At 51.7% G+C, this 18,365-nt stretch carries 11 protein-coding genes; 9 read left to right on the top strand and 2 right to left on the bottom strand.

Annotation, left to right across the window (positions count from 1 at the left end; translation table 11 throughout):
- Positions 1 to 941 precede the first annotated feature (941 nt).
- The 9 genes from AC5JLP_RS21545 to AC5JLP_RS21505 all read left to right on the top strand — a co-directional run bounded on the left by AC5JLP_RS21545 (position 942) and on the right by AC5JLP_RS21505 (position 14,105).
- Positions 942 to 2,588, top strand: a complete 1,647-nt coding sequence (locus AC5JLP_RS21545) for a polysaccharide biosynthesis/export family protein (protein ID WP_496070008.1) — start codon at positions 942 to 944, stop codon at positions 2,586 to 2,588.
- A 111-nt stretch (positions 2,589 to 2,699) separates the two neighbouring features.
- Positions 2,700 to 5,036, top strand: a complete 2,337-nt coding sequence (locus AC5JLP_RS21540; protein WP_496070007.1) for a GumC family protein — start codon at positions 2,700 to 2,702, stop codon at positions 5,034 to 5,036.
- Between the two features lie 82 nt (positions 5,037 to 5,118).
- A complete protein-coding gene (locus tag AC5JLP_RS21535) occupies positions 5,119 to 6,855 on the top strand; it encodes a GumC domain-containing protein (protein WP_496070006.1) in 1,737 nt (578 codons plus the stop codon).
- A 73-nt stretch (positions 6,856 to 6,928) separates the two neighbouring features.
- Positions 6,929 to 7,753, top strand: a complete 825-nt coding sequence (locus AC5JLP_RS21530; protein WP_496070005.1) for a metallophosphoesterase — start codon at positions 6,929 to 6,931, stop codon at positions 7,751 to 7,753.
- A 90-nt stretch (positions 7,754 to 7,843) separates the two neighbouring features.
- Positions 7,844 to 8,776, top strand: coding sequence for a hypothetical protein (locus tag AC5JLP_RS21525; protein ID WP_496070004.1), 933 nt, complete (start codon positions 7,844 to 7,846; stop codon positions 8,774 to 8,776).
- Positions 8,777 to 9,053: 277 nt separating this feature from the next.
- On the top strand, positions 9,054 to 9,605 hold the full coding sequence (locus AC5JLP_RS21520; RefSeq protein ID WP_496070003.1) for a hypothetical protein: 552 nt from the start codon (positions 9,054 to 9,056) through the stop codon (positions 9,603 to 9,605).
- 344 nt (positions 9,606 to 9,949) lie between these two features.
- A complete protein-coding gene (locus tag AC5JLP_RS21515; RefSeq protein WP_496070002.1) occupies positions 9,950 to 10,510 on the top strand; it encodes a hypothetical protein in 561 nt (186 codons plus the stop codon).
- 79 nt (positions 10,511 to 10,589) lie between these two features.
- Positions 10,590 to 13,406, top strand: a complete 2,817-nt coding sequence (locus AC5JLP_RS21510; protein WP_496070001.1) for a WD40 domain-containing protein — start codon at positions 10,590 to 10,592, stop codon at positions 13,404 to 13,406.
- Positions 13,407 to 13,631: 225 nt separating this feature from the next.
- Complete coding sequence (locus tag AC5JLP_RS21505) at positions 13,632 to 14,105, top strand: response regulator (RefSeq protein ID WP_496070000.1); 474 nt, start codon at positions 13,632 to 13,634, stop codon at positions 14,103 to 14,105.
- Between the two features lie 84 nt (positions 14,106 to 14,189).
- Here AC5JLP_RS21505 and AC5JLP_RS21500 read toward each other — a convergent pair whose 3' ends face one another.
- Together AC5JLP_RS21500 and AC5JLP_RS21495 are read right to left on the bottom strand one after the other, a co-directional pair.
- Positions 14,190 to 15,971, bottom strand: a complete 1,782-nt coding sequence (locus AC5JLP_RS21500) for an ABC transporter ATP-binding protein (RefSeq protein ID WP_496069999.1) — start codon at positions 15,969 to 15,971, stop codon at positions 14,190 to 14,192.
- Positions 15,972 to 16,220: 249 nt separating this feature from the next.
- Positions 16,221 to 17,921 (bottom strand): iron uptake porin, encoded by a 1,701-nt coding sequence (locus AC5JLP_RS21495; RefSeq protein ID WP_496069998.1) that lies wholly within the window; start codon positions 17,919 to 17,921, stop codon positions 16,221 to 16,223.
- Between the last annotated feature and the right edge of the window lie 444 nt (positions 17,922 to 18,365).

Below are 18,365 nucleotides of genomic sequence, written 5' to 3'. Positions count from 1 at the left end.
AGCTAAAAGCTCCAAGCTGATGGTCAGACTACAACTTCAGATGAATGGTACTGACTTAACGATCTGAACCGACCCTAGCCCCAATTCATAGCCCTTTGGGAAGCAAGCTACAAGAAAAGGAGAACCGAACCATAAAGTTCTTCAGAACTTGGGACTTAAAGCCCTAAAGCCTTTCAGGTATACAAGAAAGGGTATACAAGAAAAGGTGGCTGGTTTTTGTTTATTTCAGTGCCGTTTGACTCCAGATGTCTCTTGTTTGTGCTGGCAACTGAATCCTGTATAGAGAAACAAATTGCAGCTAGAATAAATGTTAGAAAAAATGTCTCTTTTTTAAGACCTTAAGGTGCTTATAGCGTATTGAAGTTTTTCTATAAAGAAGTGATTTTGAACAATACGCCGTTTCCATTTCGTTGTACAAAGTTTCTTCAAACGATCAGGAAAATCACTAGAGCAATTTGGTGACTTGCTCAAATTGTGCTGTCTAGCTACAACGTTGTAGTTTTTTATCGAGGCAAGTGGGGCAGTGGGTTTGTCGATGGGCCGCTGGTTGGTAAGTAATACCAGTTTTGAGTTTTGAGTAGCGCTGTGCGCCGACAAGCTAGAGAGTTTTGAGTGACCAAACCTGCGTAGCATCGCTGGTTGGAGTACATCATCTGTAGTTCACTTAAAGGGAAATGGTCTAACTGAGCGTAATAAAACTGGGCGTGCTAGATAGGCTGAAAGCTAACCGCTAACGCTCTAGCTTGGTAAGTTTTTGATTTTTTGTCCGGATTTAGTTGAACAGCGTTGAAACGTGAATGGATGAGAACATGGCTGAGCTTGCGATCGCTAAGCTAGCCAACAAATGGGCCGAAATACCTGCTGCTGCTGTGATGATTTACTGAGATGGAACCATGAGTCTTATGTAAAACAAGTGCATGTTTCCGGTTGTAAAGCGTTTTGTGAGTAGATCGTTTTACGGGGCTACAAACGTTAGCCAAGCTGCTAGAAAAGACTTGATTTTGTTGAAACATCTCAATCATTCGCCCGTCAAGTTGAATGCCGCCCCAACTGGTTTACTACTTTCTGGCTGTTCTACATTTCTGGGAGTGTACGACGTGATTTCGACCCACATTCGCTTAACGCCGTTGACCACTCGGTTTGCGCTGCTGGCATGCGTGCTTGCTGCGAGTCCGGCTTATAGCGCGACGCAAGGGTTGCCTGTCCAGTCGCCGTCTCAGGGAGGAGTCCCCAATTTCACTAGCCCGGCTCCGTTTGAAGAAAGTTCTTACACCCTGGGTGCGGGCGATCGCATCCAAATCGATATCTTTGATGTACCCGAATATAGCGGTGAGAATGGCAAACGGCAAGTGCTGGTCGATGGCACGATCAACCTACCCCTTTTAGGAACTGTCTCAGTGCGGGGGATGAGCATCAAGCAAACTGAAACCGAGCTTTCCAAGCGGTATGCCCGATTTTTCAAGCGGCCTTTTGTCACGGTTAGTTTGCTCGCTCCCCGTCCGCTCACCATTGGTGTGTTAGGCGAAGTCAGCCGTCCCGGTACGTATACCCTACCGCTAGCGAGTCAAGATGGTGGCACTCAGTTTCCTACATTGACCAAAGCGCTGCAAACAGCGGGTGGCATTACCCAGGCAGCGGATGTGCGTCAGGTGCAAATTCGCCGTCCGCAGCGGATCGGGTCGCCGCAAATCATTACCGTTGACCTGTGGAGCTATGTACAAAATGGCAGCTTGCAACAGGATGTGACGCTGCGAGATGGAGACTCCATTGCGGTTGTCGCTGCTGCTACCCCCAATCCAGCCGAGTCGTTGCAGTTGGCGGATACCACCTTTGCGGGTGAAAAAGGCAGACCTGTGAATGTGGCGATCGTCGGTGAGGTGTTTCGTCCGGGTTCTTACCAGGTGACGGGCACCAACCCGCGTACTGGAGCGGCTGGGGCACCAGGCTCTACACCCAATACTACGAATACCGTTGATAAGCCACCTACCATTACGCAGGCGATTCAGATTGCTGGCGGCATCAAGCCCTTAGCCGATATTCGACGGATTCAAATTCGTCGCCCTACGCGATCGGGAGCCGAACAAACGATCGACATCAATCTGTTGCAGCTTGTTCAAACAGGCGATCTAAAACAGGACATAATCTTGCAATCTGGTGACACGATTACCATTCCAACGGCCACCAACCTTACGCCAGCAGAAGCCGCTCAGATTGCCAGCGCCAGTTTTTCACCCGATACGATTCGCGTCAATGTGGTAGGTGAAGTGCGTCAACCCGGTGTGGTGCAGGTACCGCCCAACACCCCTATGAACCAGGCATTGCTAGCAGCCGGAGGGTTTGATAATCGACGAGCACGCAAGAGCAGGGTGGAACTCATTCGTTTGAATCCTGATGGGACTGTGGTGCGACGCGATATTGCAGTTGATTTTGCACAAGGCATTAATGATCAAACCAACCCCGCGATGCGCAACAACGACATCATCGTGGTAAACCGATCGGGCTTAACCAGCGTCACCGACACACTCGGCACTATCCTCAGCCCCCTATTTTCAGTCTCCAGTTTCTTGAGGATTTTTGGTGTGCCTTAGTGTCATTCGCTGCCGCACCGCTAGCGCCCTGTTGATCTACGTGAACGCTGGCAGTTTCATCCACCGTCGATCGCTGCCCATGACGTAACGCAAGAATGCATACCGTGCCCTATGACACCTAACCCCTTTCACCCGTCTGCCCTCTCTACCAATGGTTCACTGAAGCCGTCTGCTGCCTTTGCGCCCCAAAGCTTAGAGACTGATGAAGCCACCTTTGACCTCAACCAACCGTTGAGTATTGTGCGTCGTCGGCTGGGGGTTGTGTTGGGAGTGGCGATCGCGATCGCGACTATCTCCATTCCACTTTCCATCTGGGCTGCCAACCGAAAGCCGCCTCAGTATGCCGGGTCGTTTCAGCTTTTGGTCGAACCTGTCACCGCTGAAGAACAATTTAAGCGTCTGTTGCTCAACTCAGAGCAAAGTCCGGGCGAATCGCTGCAAACGGCTCCAACGGCGCTCGATTACCCCACGCAGATTCAGGTGCTGCAAAGCTCTAAGCTGCTGGAGCCGATTGTCAAAGAGGCGCAAACTAAATTTCCAGACATGACCTATGGTCGCGTGTCAAATAGCTTGACGATTGTTCGCGTACTGCCCAAAAATGCCAAAAAAGGGGATGAAGGCACCAAAATTCTGCAAATCACCTATCAAGATCCCGACCCAGCCGTCGCTGAGTACATGCTGAAGCTACTTTCGACGGGCTATTTGAACTACAGCCGTGACCAGCGGCAGACCAATATTGGGCAGGGCGTGAAATTTATCAACGAACAGTTGCCCAAACTACGGCAGCGGGTGAATACCCTGCAACAGCAGTTGCAAGATTTTCGACAACGGTATGTGATTGTCAACCCCGATACGCAAGGTCAACAGGCCGTCGGGCAATCGGGTAATCTAGAGCAGCAGCAGATGGATACAGCGGCGAAGCTGGCAGAAAGCCGCTCTAGATTAAGTTCACTGTCACGCAATGTCAATAATGCCGATGTAGCCTCAGCGCTGGCCGAAGCGCCTCAATATCAAGCGCTCTTGGGTAAATATCAAGAAGTGACGAGCCAAATTGCGTTGGAAACGGCTCGATCGCGCGAAACCAATCCCACCCTCCAGGCACTGCGCGATCGCCAGCAAAACCTGAAGCGCCTGCTCGAACAAGAATCTCAACGGGTGCTGGGTAAAGTGAATGATGAACTGGCCCTTCTGCAAGCACGCAATCAGGCGATCAGCCGCTCTAAGAACGAAGTGGATGCCCGCATTCGTCAATACCCGGCACTGGCCCGTCAATTTACCGACATTGAACGCGAACTGACCGTTGCCACGAATAGCTTAAATGAATTTCTGGCAAAACAAGAAGCTCTACAAATTGATGCGGCGCAAAAAGACGTGCCCTGGGAACTGCTATCTCCTCCGGCACTAGATAGAGACGAAACAGGTGAACCGCTCAACGTGGCTTCCAGTGCACTGTTGAACTACATCGGTCTATCCATCTTTTTGAGTCTGGCCCTGGGGATCATCGCTGGCTTCCTGGCCGATACCAGCAGCAATGCCTATCACACTGCTAAAGACATTCGGCAGGCAACCAGATTGCCTATTCTGGGGGTTATTCCCCTAGACCCCGATCGCTCCACGCCTCAGCCAGCCTGGTACACAAAACTACCCTTACTGAAACGCAAACACCGTCATCCAACCCGCGAAGTAACACCCGTGATTGCCGATCCATCCACGCTAGACTTGCCAGAAATTCGAGCGATGTTTAGCGCTGATAGGCAACCTGCATCCAGCCTTGCCGCCTCACCGTTTGTAGAAGCGTTTCGATCGCTCTACAAAAACATCTGCTTGCAGCGTCCCGATGCCTCGGTGCGATCACTCACCATCAGTTCGCCCGAACCTGGCGATGGCAAAACGACGATCGCGGTCAACCTGGCACTGGCTGCTGCCGCAATGGGTCAACGAGTGCTTCTAGTCGATGCCGATTTGCGCCACCCTCAAGTGCATCACCAAATGGACTTGCCCAATCATTTGGGGCTGAGTGAAATTATGACCACCAACACCAATGTGAGGGCGGCGCTCCAGCAATCCCCTCTGCGTGACAACCTGATGGTACTGACAGCAGGGCAAACGGTGGTTGACCCAACAGAGACGCTCACATCGGGCAAAATGCGTCTGTTAATGGAGCGCTTTCGGATGGTGTTTGACCTGGTGATTTATGACACGCCCCCGCTGGTTGGGCTAGCCGATAGCAGCCTGATTGCCTCTCAAACCGATGGCTTAACGCTCGTCGTGCGGCTGGGCAAAACCAAGCGCCCCACCCTAAATCAGGCTCTAGAAGAATTGAAAATTTCTTCAACAGTGGTCTTGGGCATGGTGGCAAATGGCGGTAAAGAGGCGCTGGTTCCCTATGCTTATCACTATCAGGCCAAGGAAGCCTCGCAGAATGGTGCTGCCCCGGTTGAAGTGTAACCTCGGCTTAAGTTGCTCCTGTTGGAATGCCCCTTGGGTTGAAAGACCCCTTTAGTTAAAACGCCCTTTGGTAGAAATAACAATGTCGGCCTCCCAAGCTATATCGGCTCCAACCACCGCTGATCTGTTTGCACTGTCTTTACTGGATCTGCCTTTACGGGATCTACAAGACAGGTTGCCTCAACCCTCGCAGAAAGCCGTCTCGTTGGATTGGGGCGATGCGACCATTGCTCCCCCGATCGCTCCCCCTAAACTGCCCAGCTTTCTCAACCGCCGGACAGGCGCATTAGCTGGAGCCGCGATCGCGACGGTTGCTGGTACCAGCCTGATTCACCTGGCTGACCAACCCAACACCTACGAAGGAAAATTTCAGCTACGGGTTGAACCGACTGGTAACCCAACCGCATCTGCGGCTCCAACGGCTGCTAATCAGGCAGCACTAGCGTCACCCAGCCTTGATTACGCCAGCCAGGTACAGGTGCTATGGAGTCCCAAGCTGCTTTCGCCCGTCGTGCAGCAACTCCAGACCCGGTACGCCGACCTGACCTACGAAACCCTCTCGCAGAAGTTAGAGATTGCGCACCGTGATGGCGAACCGACGCTAGAGATTACCTATCAGGATGCAGACCCTCAAAAAGTGCAGGCAGTGCTGCAAAAGGTATCGCACGCCTATCTGCAATACAGCCAGGAATGCCGCACCAGTCTCTGCCGTGAACTTACCTTTGTGGAGCGACGGTTGCCCCATCTGCAAGAGCAGGTGACGATCGCCCAACAAACGCTGCACCAGTTTCAACAGCAACACGACCTCACAGAACCCGCCGTACTGGGGCAGCAGTTAGCGCAACGCAGTGATGTGATCACCCAACAGCGGCACGATCTCCAAAGGCGTTTGACAGAAGCACGCACGCAGCTTGCCATTTTAGAAAAGCGGGCTGCCGAATACGTTGGTCAGCCGCAAACGGGCGTGATGGAGCAGGCGCTACAGCAGAACGATCGCTATCAGACGTTGTTGGCTCAATTTCGGACGATCGCAAACCAGATTACGGTTGAATTGGCCCGTCCGCAGCCCAACGCCATGCCGCTACAAAGTCTGAAGCAGCGTTATCAGCAGGTAGCAGGGCAGATGACCGAAGCGGTACAGCAACCTATCATCGCCCGTCGCACGCAGGCGATCGCCGACTTCCAGGCTAACAAGACAACCGACTACACACAGGTCACGCAGCAGCAAACGCTTTTAGAATGGGCAACGGCTGCCAACCAGGTACAGATGTTGGAGGTGAGTCAGCAGGCGATCGAACAAACGGAGGCGCAAATCACCCAGCAGATCAAGCAGTGGGCGGCACTGTCACGACAATATGACGCACTTAATCTGGAGTTAAGGTTTGCCACAGATAATCTAAACCTGTACGTCGCCAAACGGGCCGAACTTCGACAAGTTGTGCCGCCAAAAACGGATTGGCAATTTGCCGAAGCTCCAGCCATTGAACAGATTTCGCGCGGATTCTCGCTGTCCGATCCAGAGCACCGCCTGAGTTTGGGGCTGCTCCTATCATTCCTGCTGGTAGTATTCGTTATGTCCATCGCGGAACAGACTAAACCAAGGCAACGGCTTCGACGACAGCCCGCCATTCAGCCAGAATCCTGGCATCTGCACCCCTGGCAACCACCCCATGCCCCTACAAAGATGGCGATCGTGTCAACCTTAACCCCTTCTGCGATCGCCCTGCCGCTCCAGTATCAGCAGACAACGCTGTTTCTGCTAACCGCCGTCTCCCGCCTTGAAGCCAGGGAACGAGTTGCCATGGTTAAGTCTCGGTAAACCCTTCTAAGCTGGAGAGACTATATTCATAGGACTGTCGCTTACCCAATCAACCACCGCTGTAACACGCCCTATGCACAAACTGTTGACAGGCTCTCTGACGGTAGAACGACTGCGGCTAGCGATCGCCGATCTACCGCCAACCCTTCAGGGCGTGACACTGACCCAGTTTTCCGATTTTCACTTTGATGGCATTCGGCTTTCAGAGCGTATGCTGGCAGAGGCGATCGAGTCGAGCAATGCCCTGGAACCTGATTTAGTCGTGCTTACAGGTGATTTCGTCACGACCGATCCTGCCGCGATTCATCATTTAGTGCCCTGGCTGAAGGGATTGCAAAGTCGATCGGGCATTTACGCGGTGTTGGGCAACCACGATATTTGCTACCGACGATCGCGCCCCGAAGTCACCAAAGCCCTTACCAGCATCGGCATTCAGGTGTTGTGGAACGAGGTCGTGTATCCCTTTGGTGATGGACTGGCACTCGTTGGGCTAGCGGATTTCTGGTCAGCCTCGTTTAATCCCCTGCCCGTGATGGGCGCGATCGATCCCAATGTTCCTCGTATTGTCCTGGCCCATAATCCTGATACGGCAACTCGATTGCAAAACTGGCGGGTCGATTTGCAACTTTCTGGGCACACGCACGGCGGTCAGGTGGTCTTTCCAGGTGTGGGGAATGCTTCACAGCTTCTTTCTAAAACCTACCGGAAGCTGCCAAGACGTACCAGACGGTTCGTGCCCTGGATGAAAGAGTGCGATCGCGTCTCGAAACACTGGGAATGGGCACAGGGCTTACATACTGTTGGCAATAATCGCCTTTATGTCAACCGAGGCTTGGGCACATACCTCCCTGGTCGCTTGTTCTGCCCTCCCGAAGTAACTGTTATCACGCTTGTTTAGGAGCTATTAACGTTATTTAGCGGCGTGAAGACGTATCGAAAACAGGGTGCGTCTGCTACTTGCGCGTTTTATATTTCTCAGAGTAATTTAATGATACGCCGAGGTTCGCGTCGCGTCGCGATCGCTTGGTTGAAGGCGTGCGATTTACTCAGGGTCATCATGTGTCAGCCGATACGACTTAGTTTCTTGCTGCTGTTTCTAGCATGGGCAGTTAGCCCTGCGATCGCAACGGCGCAACGTCTGCCTGTAGCAGCAACATCAACACCACAATCCACGCCTCCCCGTTACAAAACAACCTGTTTTATCACCCGCTCTATAGATGTCTACCAAACGCCCAGTAAGGTATCGGCGCGCATCGGTACGGTGCAGAATCTTGGCGGGTTTACTCAACTCACCCTTGCAGAAGACAGTAGCGGCAGCAATCAATGGTTACATGTGGTCGAAGGAGATGTGCAGGGCAAGCGTCAGTCGCTCTCAGGTTACGTGTTGAACGATCGGGTCGCAACCCCAGCGAGTACCTCCAACGCTGTTCATGGCTGCATTGTTGAGCCAAGCTTTAAATCTCCCACCGACACTGCTGGTAAGGGTTCAGACAACCCAAGTAATGCTCAGAGCCGTCAGCCTTTGACACGACCAAAGCCACCCCAGGTTACCTCGTCACCTTCAGACGAGACAGAAGATTCATCAGTTTCATTTACCTGTTGGCTTAATCGCTCAGTCAACGTCTACAAACAGCCAAAATTGGCTGCCGAACGTATCGCTAAGATTGAAGTAGGAGAAAAAGAAGTAGACGTGAGCATAGCGGGTGCCATCGTAGAGGCGGCCTTTGGAGATCCAGGCTGGTTGCATGTTTATACGGTGAACAGATCCGTCAACGGAAAAGACCAGGTTCAACGGCTGTCAGGGTATGTGTTTGATGACCAGCAGGCGGTTCCCAAGAATCAACCCAACGCGATCAAAAGATGTGAGGTGGTATCTCCTTTTTCTGCAGGTGGCAGTCCTCAACGCAGGCGACGGCACTAGCTTTCTAAACTGTCTGTTAAGCGACTGTGCAATCAGCCATAGCTGTCGCTTTGCTATGAGTAAATACGCACCTACGATCGCTGCCAATCAATTAGCATCCCAATGATTCAGAAACTTCATTCGCAAGCAGCCAAGAGGTCACTCAGCTAAATTATTACGATATAGATTGGTTATTCCTCCATCAATAACTTTGCCGTATGCTGAGACTGGCGTGTAAGCCAATTGCGTGAACACCCGATCGCCTTCACAACGTCAAGTGCTCTACCCCAGTCAAACGATGCGTTACCTGATACAAAGCAGATTCTTACGGCTATTGTTCACAGGCATCTTGCTATTGCTTGTCAGTGGGTTCAACAGCCCGATCGCCTTTGCCGAAAATCTTCTGGTTGCCACTAATACAACGCCGCAACCGACTCTGCAAACCTTGCTGCCGACGGCAGAGCGCCCCCAAGGGGGTGTAGTAACCTGTGCGATCGCCCGCTCCATCATCCTCTACGAGCAGCCCAGTGAGACCGCCAAGCAGACGGCTACGGTGTTTACACAGGGTAAACAAACACAGCTTGTTCTTGCAGAGGGCGATGGCAATGAGACATGGCTGCATGTGGCGCAGGTCAATTACGCTTCTGGAGTGTCTCAACCGCTTTCAGGCTATGCTTTCAATGACCTAAAGGCAACTCCACAGCAGTCATCAAGTGCGATCGTCGCCTGTGCTGCATCTAAACCAGTTCCTTTGTCTATTCCAGCTTCCCAACCGTCTACTGAAGCCTGGACAACGACGATTAAAAGTTATAGTAGCTCCGGTGCTCCACAAAGACGTTACCAGCGATAGGCAGCGCTTAAGTTCGTTTTTCCCAGTTAGAGCGGCATCTTCTCAACTTGAATTATGGACTCTAAAGCTTCGATCGCCGCTACTCTTTCGATCTTTCTGGTTCAGAGTTCTCTAGCTGCCAGTCCTTTAATTCTGTGCAACACTGAATGGTCCGGAAGTTTGGATACTAGGCTTGGAGGATAACTGACACGGCTAGAGCATAGATTGCGAGAGAGTATGGACTGCGTTGCCTATCGTTTGTGAAAAAAGCATAAGGCAGGAGAAAGCATAGCTATACCTTGGTTAAGGTACAATCTCGTCACTAGTTAAAAACAGGTGTTTTACTTAAGGTGAAACGATGTGTAATGCAGCACGACTTATTCTTGCCGATGTTGCTAGCTGTGGCATTTAGTATTTTGAGCGGTTGTGGTAGGGTCTCAAAGCCTGCTACTAAACTTTCTCCTAGCCCTATCTCATCTACTCCTGTAGCACCAATGGGATATCCAGGCTGGTACTGTGATCTGAATGGCACCGCCAAAGTATATAAAGAACCTAGTAATCGTTCTCAGCTACTTGCTGAAGTTGGCAAACCTGGTGAACCGTCTGTCATAAAACTTGCAGACGACGATCAAGCACCAAGAAGCACTGAGGGGTTGTGGTTTTACATTGTAAGTGTAGGCAACCGTTCTGACGCTTTTGCCAGAAGCCAGGGTTTGCCCTTAGGTTATTATTGGGAGTTCCACGAGACGGTTGCGATTCAGGGCTATCTCTTCAATGACATTGACACAAACGCTGCTAGCACGAACCCATCCAGAGTGGTTACAGAGTGTACACCACCGCCACAGTGGCGGCGACCTTCCGTTGGTGCCCCTAAAAATTCGGGCAACCCACAAAAGCGATCGCCCTCAGCTAAAAACGCAAAGTAATGTTCATGAAGCACTGTAGAAAACAGCGGCTGATTTAAGAATCCTTCTTTGTCCTAGCAGCATCGCCCCCAAACAACTCATGGATTCTAATGCTTCGATCGCGGTTGATCAATCCTTGACGACCTCTGAGCTTCAGCAGGGGCGGCGTAACATTTTTATTTCGTATTCTCGACGTGACAAGTTCTTTGTGCGGAAGCTGTACGATGCGTTTGTCGCCAGCAATCGTAGCGTCTGGGTTGATTGGGAAGACATTCCACCCTATGCCCACTGGCGCGAAGAAATTCGTACAGGCATTTTGTCAGCCGATGCATTTTTGTTTGTGATCAGCCCTGATTCCATTGATTCGCTGGAATGCAATAAAGAACTAGAGTGCGCGATCGCCCAAAATAAGCGACTGCTGCCAATTGTTCACCGTGATGTTGATAAAGCCGCACACACGACTATCAAATTAGAGCTTGGTGAGATTAACTGGTTTCCCTTTCGTGAAACGGATGATTTTGATCAGGCGTTTCAGGGCTTGTTAAAGGCGATCGACACCGATCTCAAGCATGTGCAACTGCATACACGGGTGGCGATACGAGCGGATGAGTGGCTACAACATCACCAGGAGCAGAGCTTTCTCTTGCGCGGCAGTTTTTTAGAAACCGTTGAACAATGGCTAGCGGAAGCAACGGAAAAGCAGCCGCTACCCACCGATCTCCAGCGGCAATACATTAGCCTCAGTCGTTTAATGGAAACGGCACGGCAAAAGGTGCAGGCACGCCGACGAACCGCGATGTTTGCGATCGGCTTGCTTGCTCTCGTGTTGACCAGCGTTTCTGCGGTCATTGCCGAGTATCGTCGTCAGCAAGCGCTACGGGGCGAAATTGCAGCACTGGCCTCGTCATCAGATGCCCGCTTTGTCTCCGATCGCAAGTTTGAAGCACTCTTGCAAGGGCTACGTGCTGGCATAGCGCTGCAACAAGCAAGGTTTGCCAGGGGCGATCGCGCCCTCACAGATAACGTTACGCCCGTCCTGACGCAAGCTGTTTTCTGGGTGCAAGAGCAAAATCGCTTACAGGGACATATCGGTTGGGTGGGTGGGGTTAGCTTTAGCCCCGATGGACAAACCATTGCGACTGCCAGCGGCGATCGCACCATCAAACTCTGGCAGCGTGACGGTAGGTTGATTAAAACGCTGAAAGACCATACCGATGCGGTCTCCAGTGTCGTCTTTAGCCCCGATGGTCAGTGGCTCGTCTCAGGCGGGTTGGATAAGACCGTGCGGCTGTGGCGATCGGACGGCACCTTAGTGAAAACACTACAGGTTCCAGCCGGAATTCGCACCGTTCGCTTTAGCCCGGATGGACAAGTGTTTGCCGCAGGTGGAGACGATAACATGAGCAGACTGTGGCGCACGGATGGCACCCTGGTTGCGACCTTAAAGGGGCATGGTCAGCGGGTGAACTGCGTGCGCTTTAGCCCCGATGGACAAACCATTGCCACTGCCAGCGATGACAACACCATCAAACTCTGGCAGCGCGATGGCAAACTCATCAAAACCTTAAAAGGGCATCAGGCACAGGTCATTGCTCTGAGCTTTAGCCCCGATGGACAAGTGTTTGCGTCGGGTGCCTTAGATAAAACGATCAGGTTGTGGCGACGGGATGGCACGCTGATCAGAATCATCACCCAATTAAGCGATGGAGTCAGAGCGCTGAGCTATAGCCCCGATGGCAAACTGCTGGTTTCCGGGGGTGAAGATTACGCAGTCAAGCTGTGGCAACCCGATGGCACGCTGCTGACGACGCAGACCGGGCATCGGAATGCGATCGCAGATCTCAGCTTTAGTCCCGATGGGGCAGTGGTTGCCTCTGCCAGCCACGACAGCACCATTAAGCTCTGGCGCACCAAGAATTCTCATATCACGGTGCTGCATAACCCCGTCACTAAAGACTCGAATGACTTCGATCGCATCCCCAACACTGCTCACTTTAGCCCCGACGGTCAGCGCATCATCGTTGCGAATACAGATGGGACGGTAAAACTGTGGCAGCGCGACGGGACGCTCATCAACACGGTTGCCCACCATGACGATCGCGCCAATACTGCGATCTTTAGCCCCGACGGTCAAATGCTTGCCTCAGCCAGCAACGACAATACGGTCAAGCTCTGGAAGCCGGACGGTAAACGCATCGCTACCCTGAAGGGAAAGAATTTTCAAGATGTTGCCTTTAGTCCCGACGGACAGACGATCGCCACTGCCGATGCCGTTGGCAAAGTGCAGTTCTGGCGGCAAGATGGCAGCTTAGTGCGATCAATCAAAGGACACACGGGCTATATCTACAGCGTTAGTTTTAGCCCCGATGGTCAACAGCTTGCGTCGGTTGGAGAAGACGGCACCATGCGCCTATGGAAACTGGATGGTAGCCCGATCATGACGCTCAAAGAGACGAGTGATAAAACCTCTGTCCTGTATAGGGTGAGTTTTAGCCCGGACGGTCAATACCTGGTAGCCGCAAGTGCCGATGGTACTGTCAAGCTCTGGAGACGGGATGGCACGCTGGTGACAACGCTGGGCGATCGCACCGCTCAAATGGGCGCTGTCACTTTTCACCCCCATGAACCTCTACTGGCAGCAGCGGATGATAAAGGCACGATTTTTCTCTGGCGGCTGGACGGCACTCTGATGACCACCCTAATGGGGCATCAAAAAGGAGTATGGAGCCTAAGTTTTAGCCCCGATGGTAAAACGCTTGCCTCAGCCAGTGATGATACCCGTGTGATTGTGTGGAATCTGGATGACCTGAGCCTCGATCGTTTGATAAACCTTGGCTGTAGCTGGATGCAAGGATATCTACAGACCAACCCAATGGTTGCCGATCGCGATCGTCATTTGTGCGACAGATATCAGTGACCTCTAGAGGCTGTCATCAGTTATCAAGACATATGATTGGCAGCATCTCGCCCCCTGCTCCCGCTATCCCACGCGCTACAACGACCGCCCATAGCTTAAGAGAAACGGAAGAAGTTGAATGCAGATGTTGAAATACTTCTTTGGCTAGACCTCACTTCCAGGCTGTCAAGGTTAGATATTAAGCAGTTGAGTAAAAATTCTTTAAGCTTTAAGGCTCTTGCCACCATGTTTACAAATAAGCCGACTCAAGCGTATCGGTTGCTTGCGGTTGATGATATCCCAGACAATTTGTTTCTATTGCAAACAATCTTAGAAGCTGAAGGGTTTGCTGTGGATGTCGCAACCAGCGGGAGCATTGCTCTCAATAAAGTCAAAGCTTCACCTCCCGATTTAATCTTGCTGGATGTCATGATGCCCGATATGACTGGCTACGAAGTGACGCAGCGCATCCGGCAGGATGAGAGTTTACCTGCCATGCCGATCTTGCTCATTACAGCTCACGATAAAGCAAGCGCTTTACAAGGGCTTGAGTTAGGGGCAAACGATTTCATTAGCAAGCCGATCGACCTTAATGAACTGCTCTCGCGCATTCGAGCCTATTTGCAGTTAGAGCATACTGTTGACGTAGAGCTTGGTGGCAAAACAGGGAACACCGTGAAAGCCACCAAGCACACTTGGCGAGCAACACAGAATCGATAAGGTGAGATCGTCTTCGGCTGACTTTGTACCCACTCATGGCGACTGGCGCAGTCCCGCTAAAACGAGTGCTGACAAGGCGCTGTTTTAGGTGCTGGTTGCACCGAGTTGAAGCGCATACAAATTGGCATAAACACCCTGCTGCGCCACTAATTCAGCATGGGTGCCTCGTTCCACAATTTGCCCCTGCTGAATCACTAAAACCTGATCCGCTTGCGTGACAGTGCTAAGGCGGTGAGCAATCACGAAACTGGTGCGGCCTTTCAGCAGACGGGCGATCGCATCCTGCACCAGTGCTTCTGTTCGTGTGTCAATGCTGCTGGTCGCCTCATCCAGAATCAGAATGCGAGGATCAATCAAAACGGCGCGTGCAATACTAACCAGCTGCCGCTGTCCCTGACTCAGAGGCGCACCCCGTTCACCCAATTGAGTGGCGTAGCCTTGAGGCAGTGACGTGATAAATTCATGCACATTTGCCAGTTGAGCGGCATTTTCAATCTCAGCCTGCGTAGCGTGAGGTTTACCGAAGGCGATATTTTCAGCCACCGTGCCGCTAAACAGAATATTGTCTTGCAGAACAATGCCAATCTGACGACGTAAGCTGGCCTGCGTCACGCTACGGACATCAATCCCGTCGATTTTGACTGCACCACCCGAAACATCATAAAAGCGTAAAAGCAGATTAATAAATGTGCTCTTCCCTGCACCTGTAGGGCCAACCAGCGCAATCATTTGTCCAGGGTTCACCGTCAGGTCAACGCCATTGAGGACAAGCTTGGTGGGCGTATAGCCGAAAGACACCTGTTCAAAGGTGACGTTGCCCTGAATGGGAGGCATTTGGGTAGCATCGATCGCATCATTCAGTGACGATGGCTCATCCAGCAGGGAGAAGATCCGCTCCAAGCCGGCGATCGCCGACTGTGCCTGGGTATAAAACTGGCTGAGAATCTGGATGGGACGAAAGAACTGCTGGACGTAGAGCAAAAAGGCCGTCACCACCCCGATCGTCGCGGCTCCCGTCACAGCAAGATACCCACCATAGGCAAGTACACCCGCCGTTGCCAACGTATTGAGAAAATCGATCGACGGTAGAAAGGCCGCCGTAATCGCCACAGCCTGCACATTAGCATCCCGATTTGCTGCATTCAGCAAGTCGAATTCTCGAATGTTTATCTGCACGCGATTAAAGGCTTGAGCTTCTCGCACGCTGCCAATATCCTCCTCCAGTCTGGCAGAGAGTTCGCCGATCGTCTGGCGCGTCACCCGGAAGCGGGCGCGTGCCCACCGTGCAAACAGCCCTGTGGTGAAAATCATCAACGGTACAACCAGATTGCTCAGCAAGCCCAGTTGCAGGTTAATGGTCAGCATCGCAATAACGATCCCGATCAAGCTAAACGTATTGCCTAGCATCTGCGCGATCGTCTGCCCAAAGGCTTGATTGACCGTGTTGACATCGTTCAACAGACGGCTCATCAGATCCCCAGCTTCACTGCGATCGAAAAAGCCCAGTGGCAAGCTTTGAATTTTGGTAAAAATATCCTGCCGCAGATGGGCCAGCAGTCGCTGCATGATGAAGCCAACCCGCCAGATCTGCCCCCGAATGGCCCAAACGCCAATCAAATAGACTAATCCCAACAAGCCCAGCAGCAGCAGCAGCCCGGACAAATTGCCTTTTGCAATCAAATGGTCGATCGACCAACCCAGCAGAAACGGCCCAACAACTTGTGTTATGGCTCCAACAGTAACCAGCCCGATCGCGATCGGTAGCTCTTTCTGGTAAGGGCGTAGATATTGCAAAAAGCGTCGTAGCGTCGAACCCTGCTGCGTTGCCTTCTGCTCTGATGCCACGATCGGGCCTGTACCTCTCATGTGGTGCCTTTGCGACAGCTTGCATGCCAAACTTTCCCTAGAGTACAGCGACTCAGGAAAGATGTGGCAAAGGTTTGGTTTTTAGCTATCAGCTATCAGTTATGGCTATCAGCTTTAAATTCCAGGCTGACCGCTCTCGTACCAGCTTTTATCGAATCGCTGACCGCTTTTCTTGGATAGTTGACGGCTGATGGCTGTTTGAACTCAAAACTCAAAACTTCTCCACTGACCGCTGACTGCTGACCGCTCTTAAAAAACAAACGTCGTGCGAATCACACCAATGAGAATGTCATCGTTGCTGCTGTTGTGATCCGGTGCTGTAAGCCAGATCAGTCCCGGTGTGATGGCAATGTTGTCGGTCAGTTGGAACTGGTAAAAGCCTTCAACGTGGAGAGACGTGTCACTGTCTTCCAAAAAGTTCAGGCGGCGGCTGGCGTTGGTGACTTTAGGTTCCATCCCGACGATAATGCCTGCAATATTTCCCTTCCGAAAGAGATCGGGAAACGCCAGCGCCACTGCCCAGTTCCAGATGTCTACGCTGCCTCTAGTGCCGCTCAGCACATTGGCATTGGTATACCCAACCGAACCATTCAGCACAATTTTAGGACTGAATTTGAACGAGGCTTCGATCCCAAACGAGTCACTATTGAACGCGCTACCCAGATTGCTGAGGTTGGCATTGTTGCTGCCGCCACTGCCGTTTGCTGTGAAGTCGTTGTTGTAAGCATGGATGTAGGTTAGCCCGATCGCCAGTGGCTCGAAGGGTCTAAACGTGAGTTGGGCGATCGCGCCAAAGGGGCCGTTAAATAAGCCACTATCGGAACCTGGATTTGAGGCATCATTTGCCAGATAGCCCAAACTCAGCTCTAGCTTTTCACTAAATTCGTGCTTAATACCAATACCAGCACCGTTGAGCAAGTAGTAAATTGAGTTGCGGGTGCCAAAGTGAGATAATGCACCACTGCCACCATCCCCATCCAAAAAGGGATTGATCGTGTCTGTAAAGTCATCGATCGCGCCTGCATTTGCTTCCAGCACAATGGAGGTCTTTTCGCCCAGCTTGAACTGGTACAGCAAGGCATCAATACCAATGGTGTTTGTGCCATCAGGAGAGGCAGCGAGCCGAAGATCGCCTTCTGGCGTGAATGTAGCGTTTGATGAGAAGGGCTGTAAATTGAGTGCTTGTAGCCGCACTCGCAGCAAATCTTCGCCGTTGAAGCTGGTGTCGAAGTTAAGCCGGATGCGATCGCCCAGAACGGTGTTCTTTTGCACCGCGTTACCGTTAACCGTATCCCCTGTCGCCACACCAGCTACCGCAAAGATGGCTTCGGCATTCAGTTTTGTGGTCGTTGAAAACTGTTGTTTTTCTAGCGTGGTAGTCCGGGCTTCCAACGTATCAATGCGACCGCGCAGGGTTGCCAGTTCCGTAGCGAACGTTTCCTGCAATCTCTGTAAGACGGCCAGATCTTCTTTTTTGACCAGGTCAGCCGTTCCTGCTGCAATGAGTTCGTTGATTCGATCCATGCAGGCATTCAAACCAGCCGCAAATTCGTAGCGAGTCAGTGCCCGATTACCCCGGTACGTTTTGTCAGGATACCCCACAATGCAGCCATAGCGTTCTACCAATGATTGCAACGCTTGAAAGGCCCAGTCAGTCGGTCTCACATCCGTTAACTGAGAAACAGAAGTGACCTGATCCACGGCATCGTCTGATTCACCAGGCGTGATGGTCGAACCAGCCTGAGCGATCGTCGCTGCCTCAGGGGTTGTAGATATAGGCTTCCCATCTGCCACGATCGTCCCCTCGAGCGGTGTCGCTGCCGGGGCCGTTGGTATGGCAGCTTGTTCAGGGGCGCGATCGGGTCGAGCCGTCTGTGCAGAAGCTGCCAGCACCACAGCACTCAGCAGGACTGGGCTAATCAGAAGGGAATGAATAAAGTATTTGAACATGAATTAAGAGTCCTCACACGTTACCGAACAACCGTACAGACTAAGCCTGTACAGTGACTAGATTATCGCCGTAAACAAGAACGATAATCATTCTATTTTTTGTTTAAGCATGGCTCCGACAATAGATTAGAGCTTATGTTTTTGGCTTGCTATCCCCCGTCCCCCCTTAACGTATAAGTTTGGCTGACGCAAGTCACGCAGCTGAATAGGAATTATTAGCAACATGCTTTTTTACCGTTTAGGCGCTGTCCTTGTCAAGGTCTTCTTGATATTTATTTTCAATAAGCTTTTCAAGGTGCTGGTTAGGATGAGAGTGAACCTACTGGCCTCGAAACTAGAACGGCAACTGGCATGAGCTACAACGTGCATAGGTGCATGCAATGAAACTGGATTAGAACTTACGCATTGACAAAAAGAGTGAAATGTGGTGACTCTAGGATAGTC

The sequence above is a fragment of the Stenomitos rutilans genome, from assembly GCF_059505485.1.
This window is presented reverse-complemented; position numbering and strand designations above follow the sequence as displayed.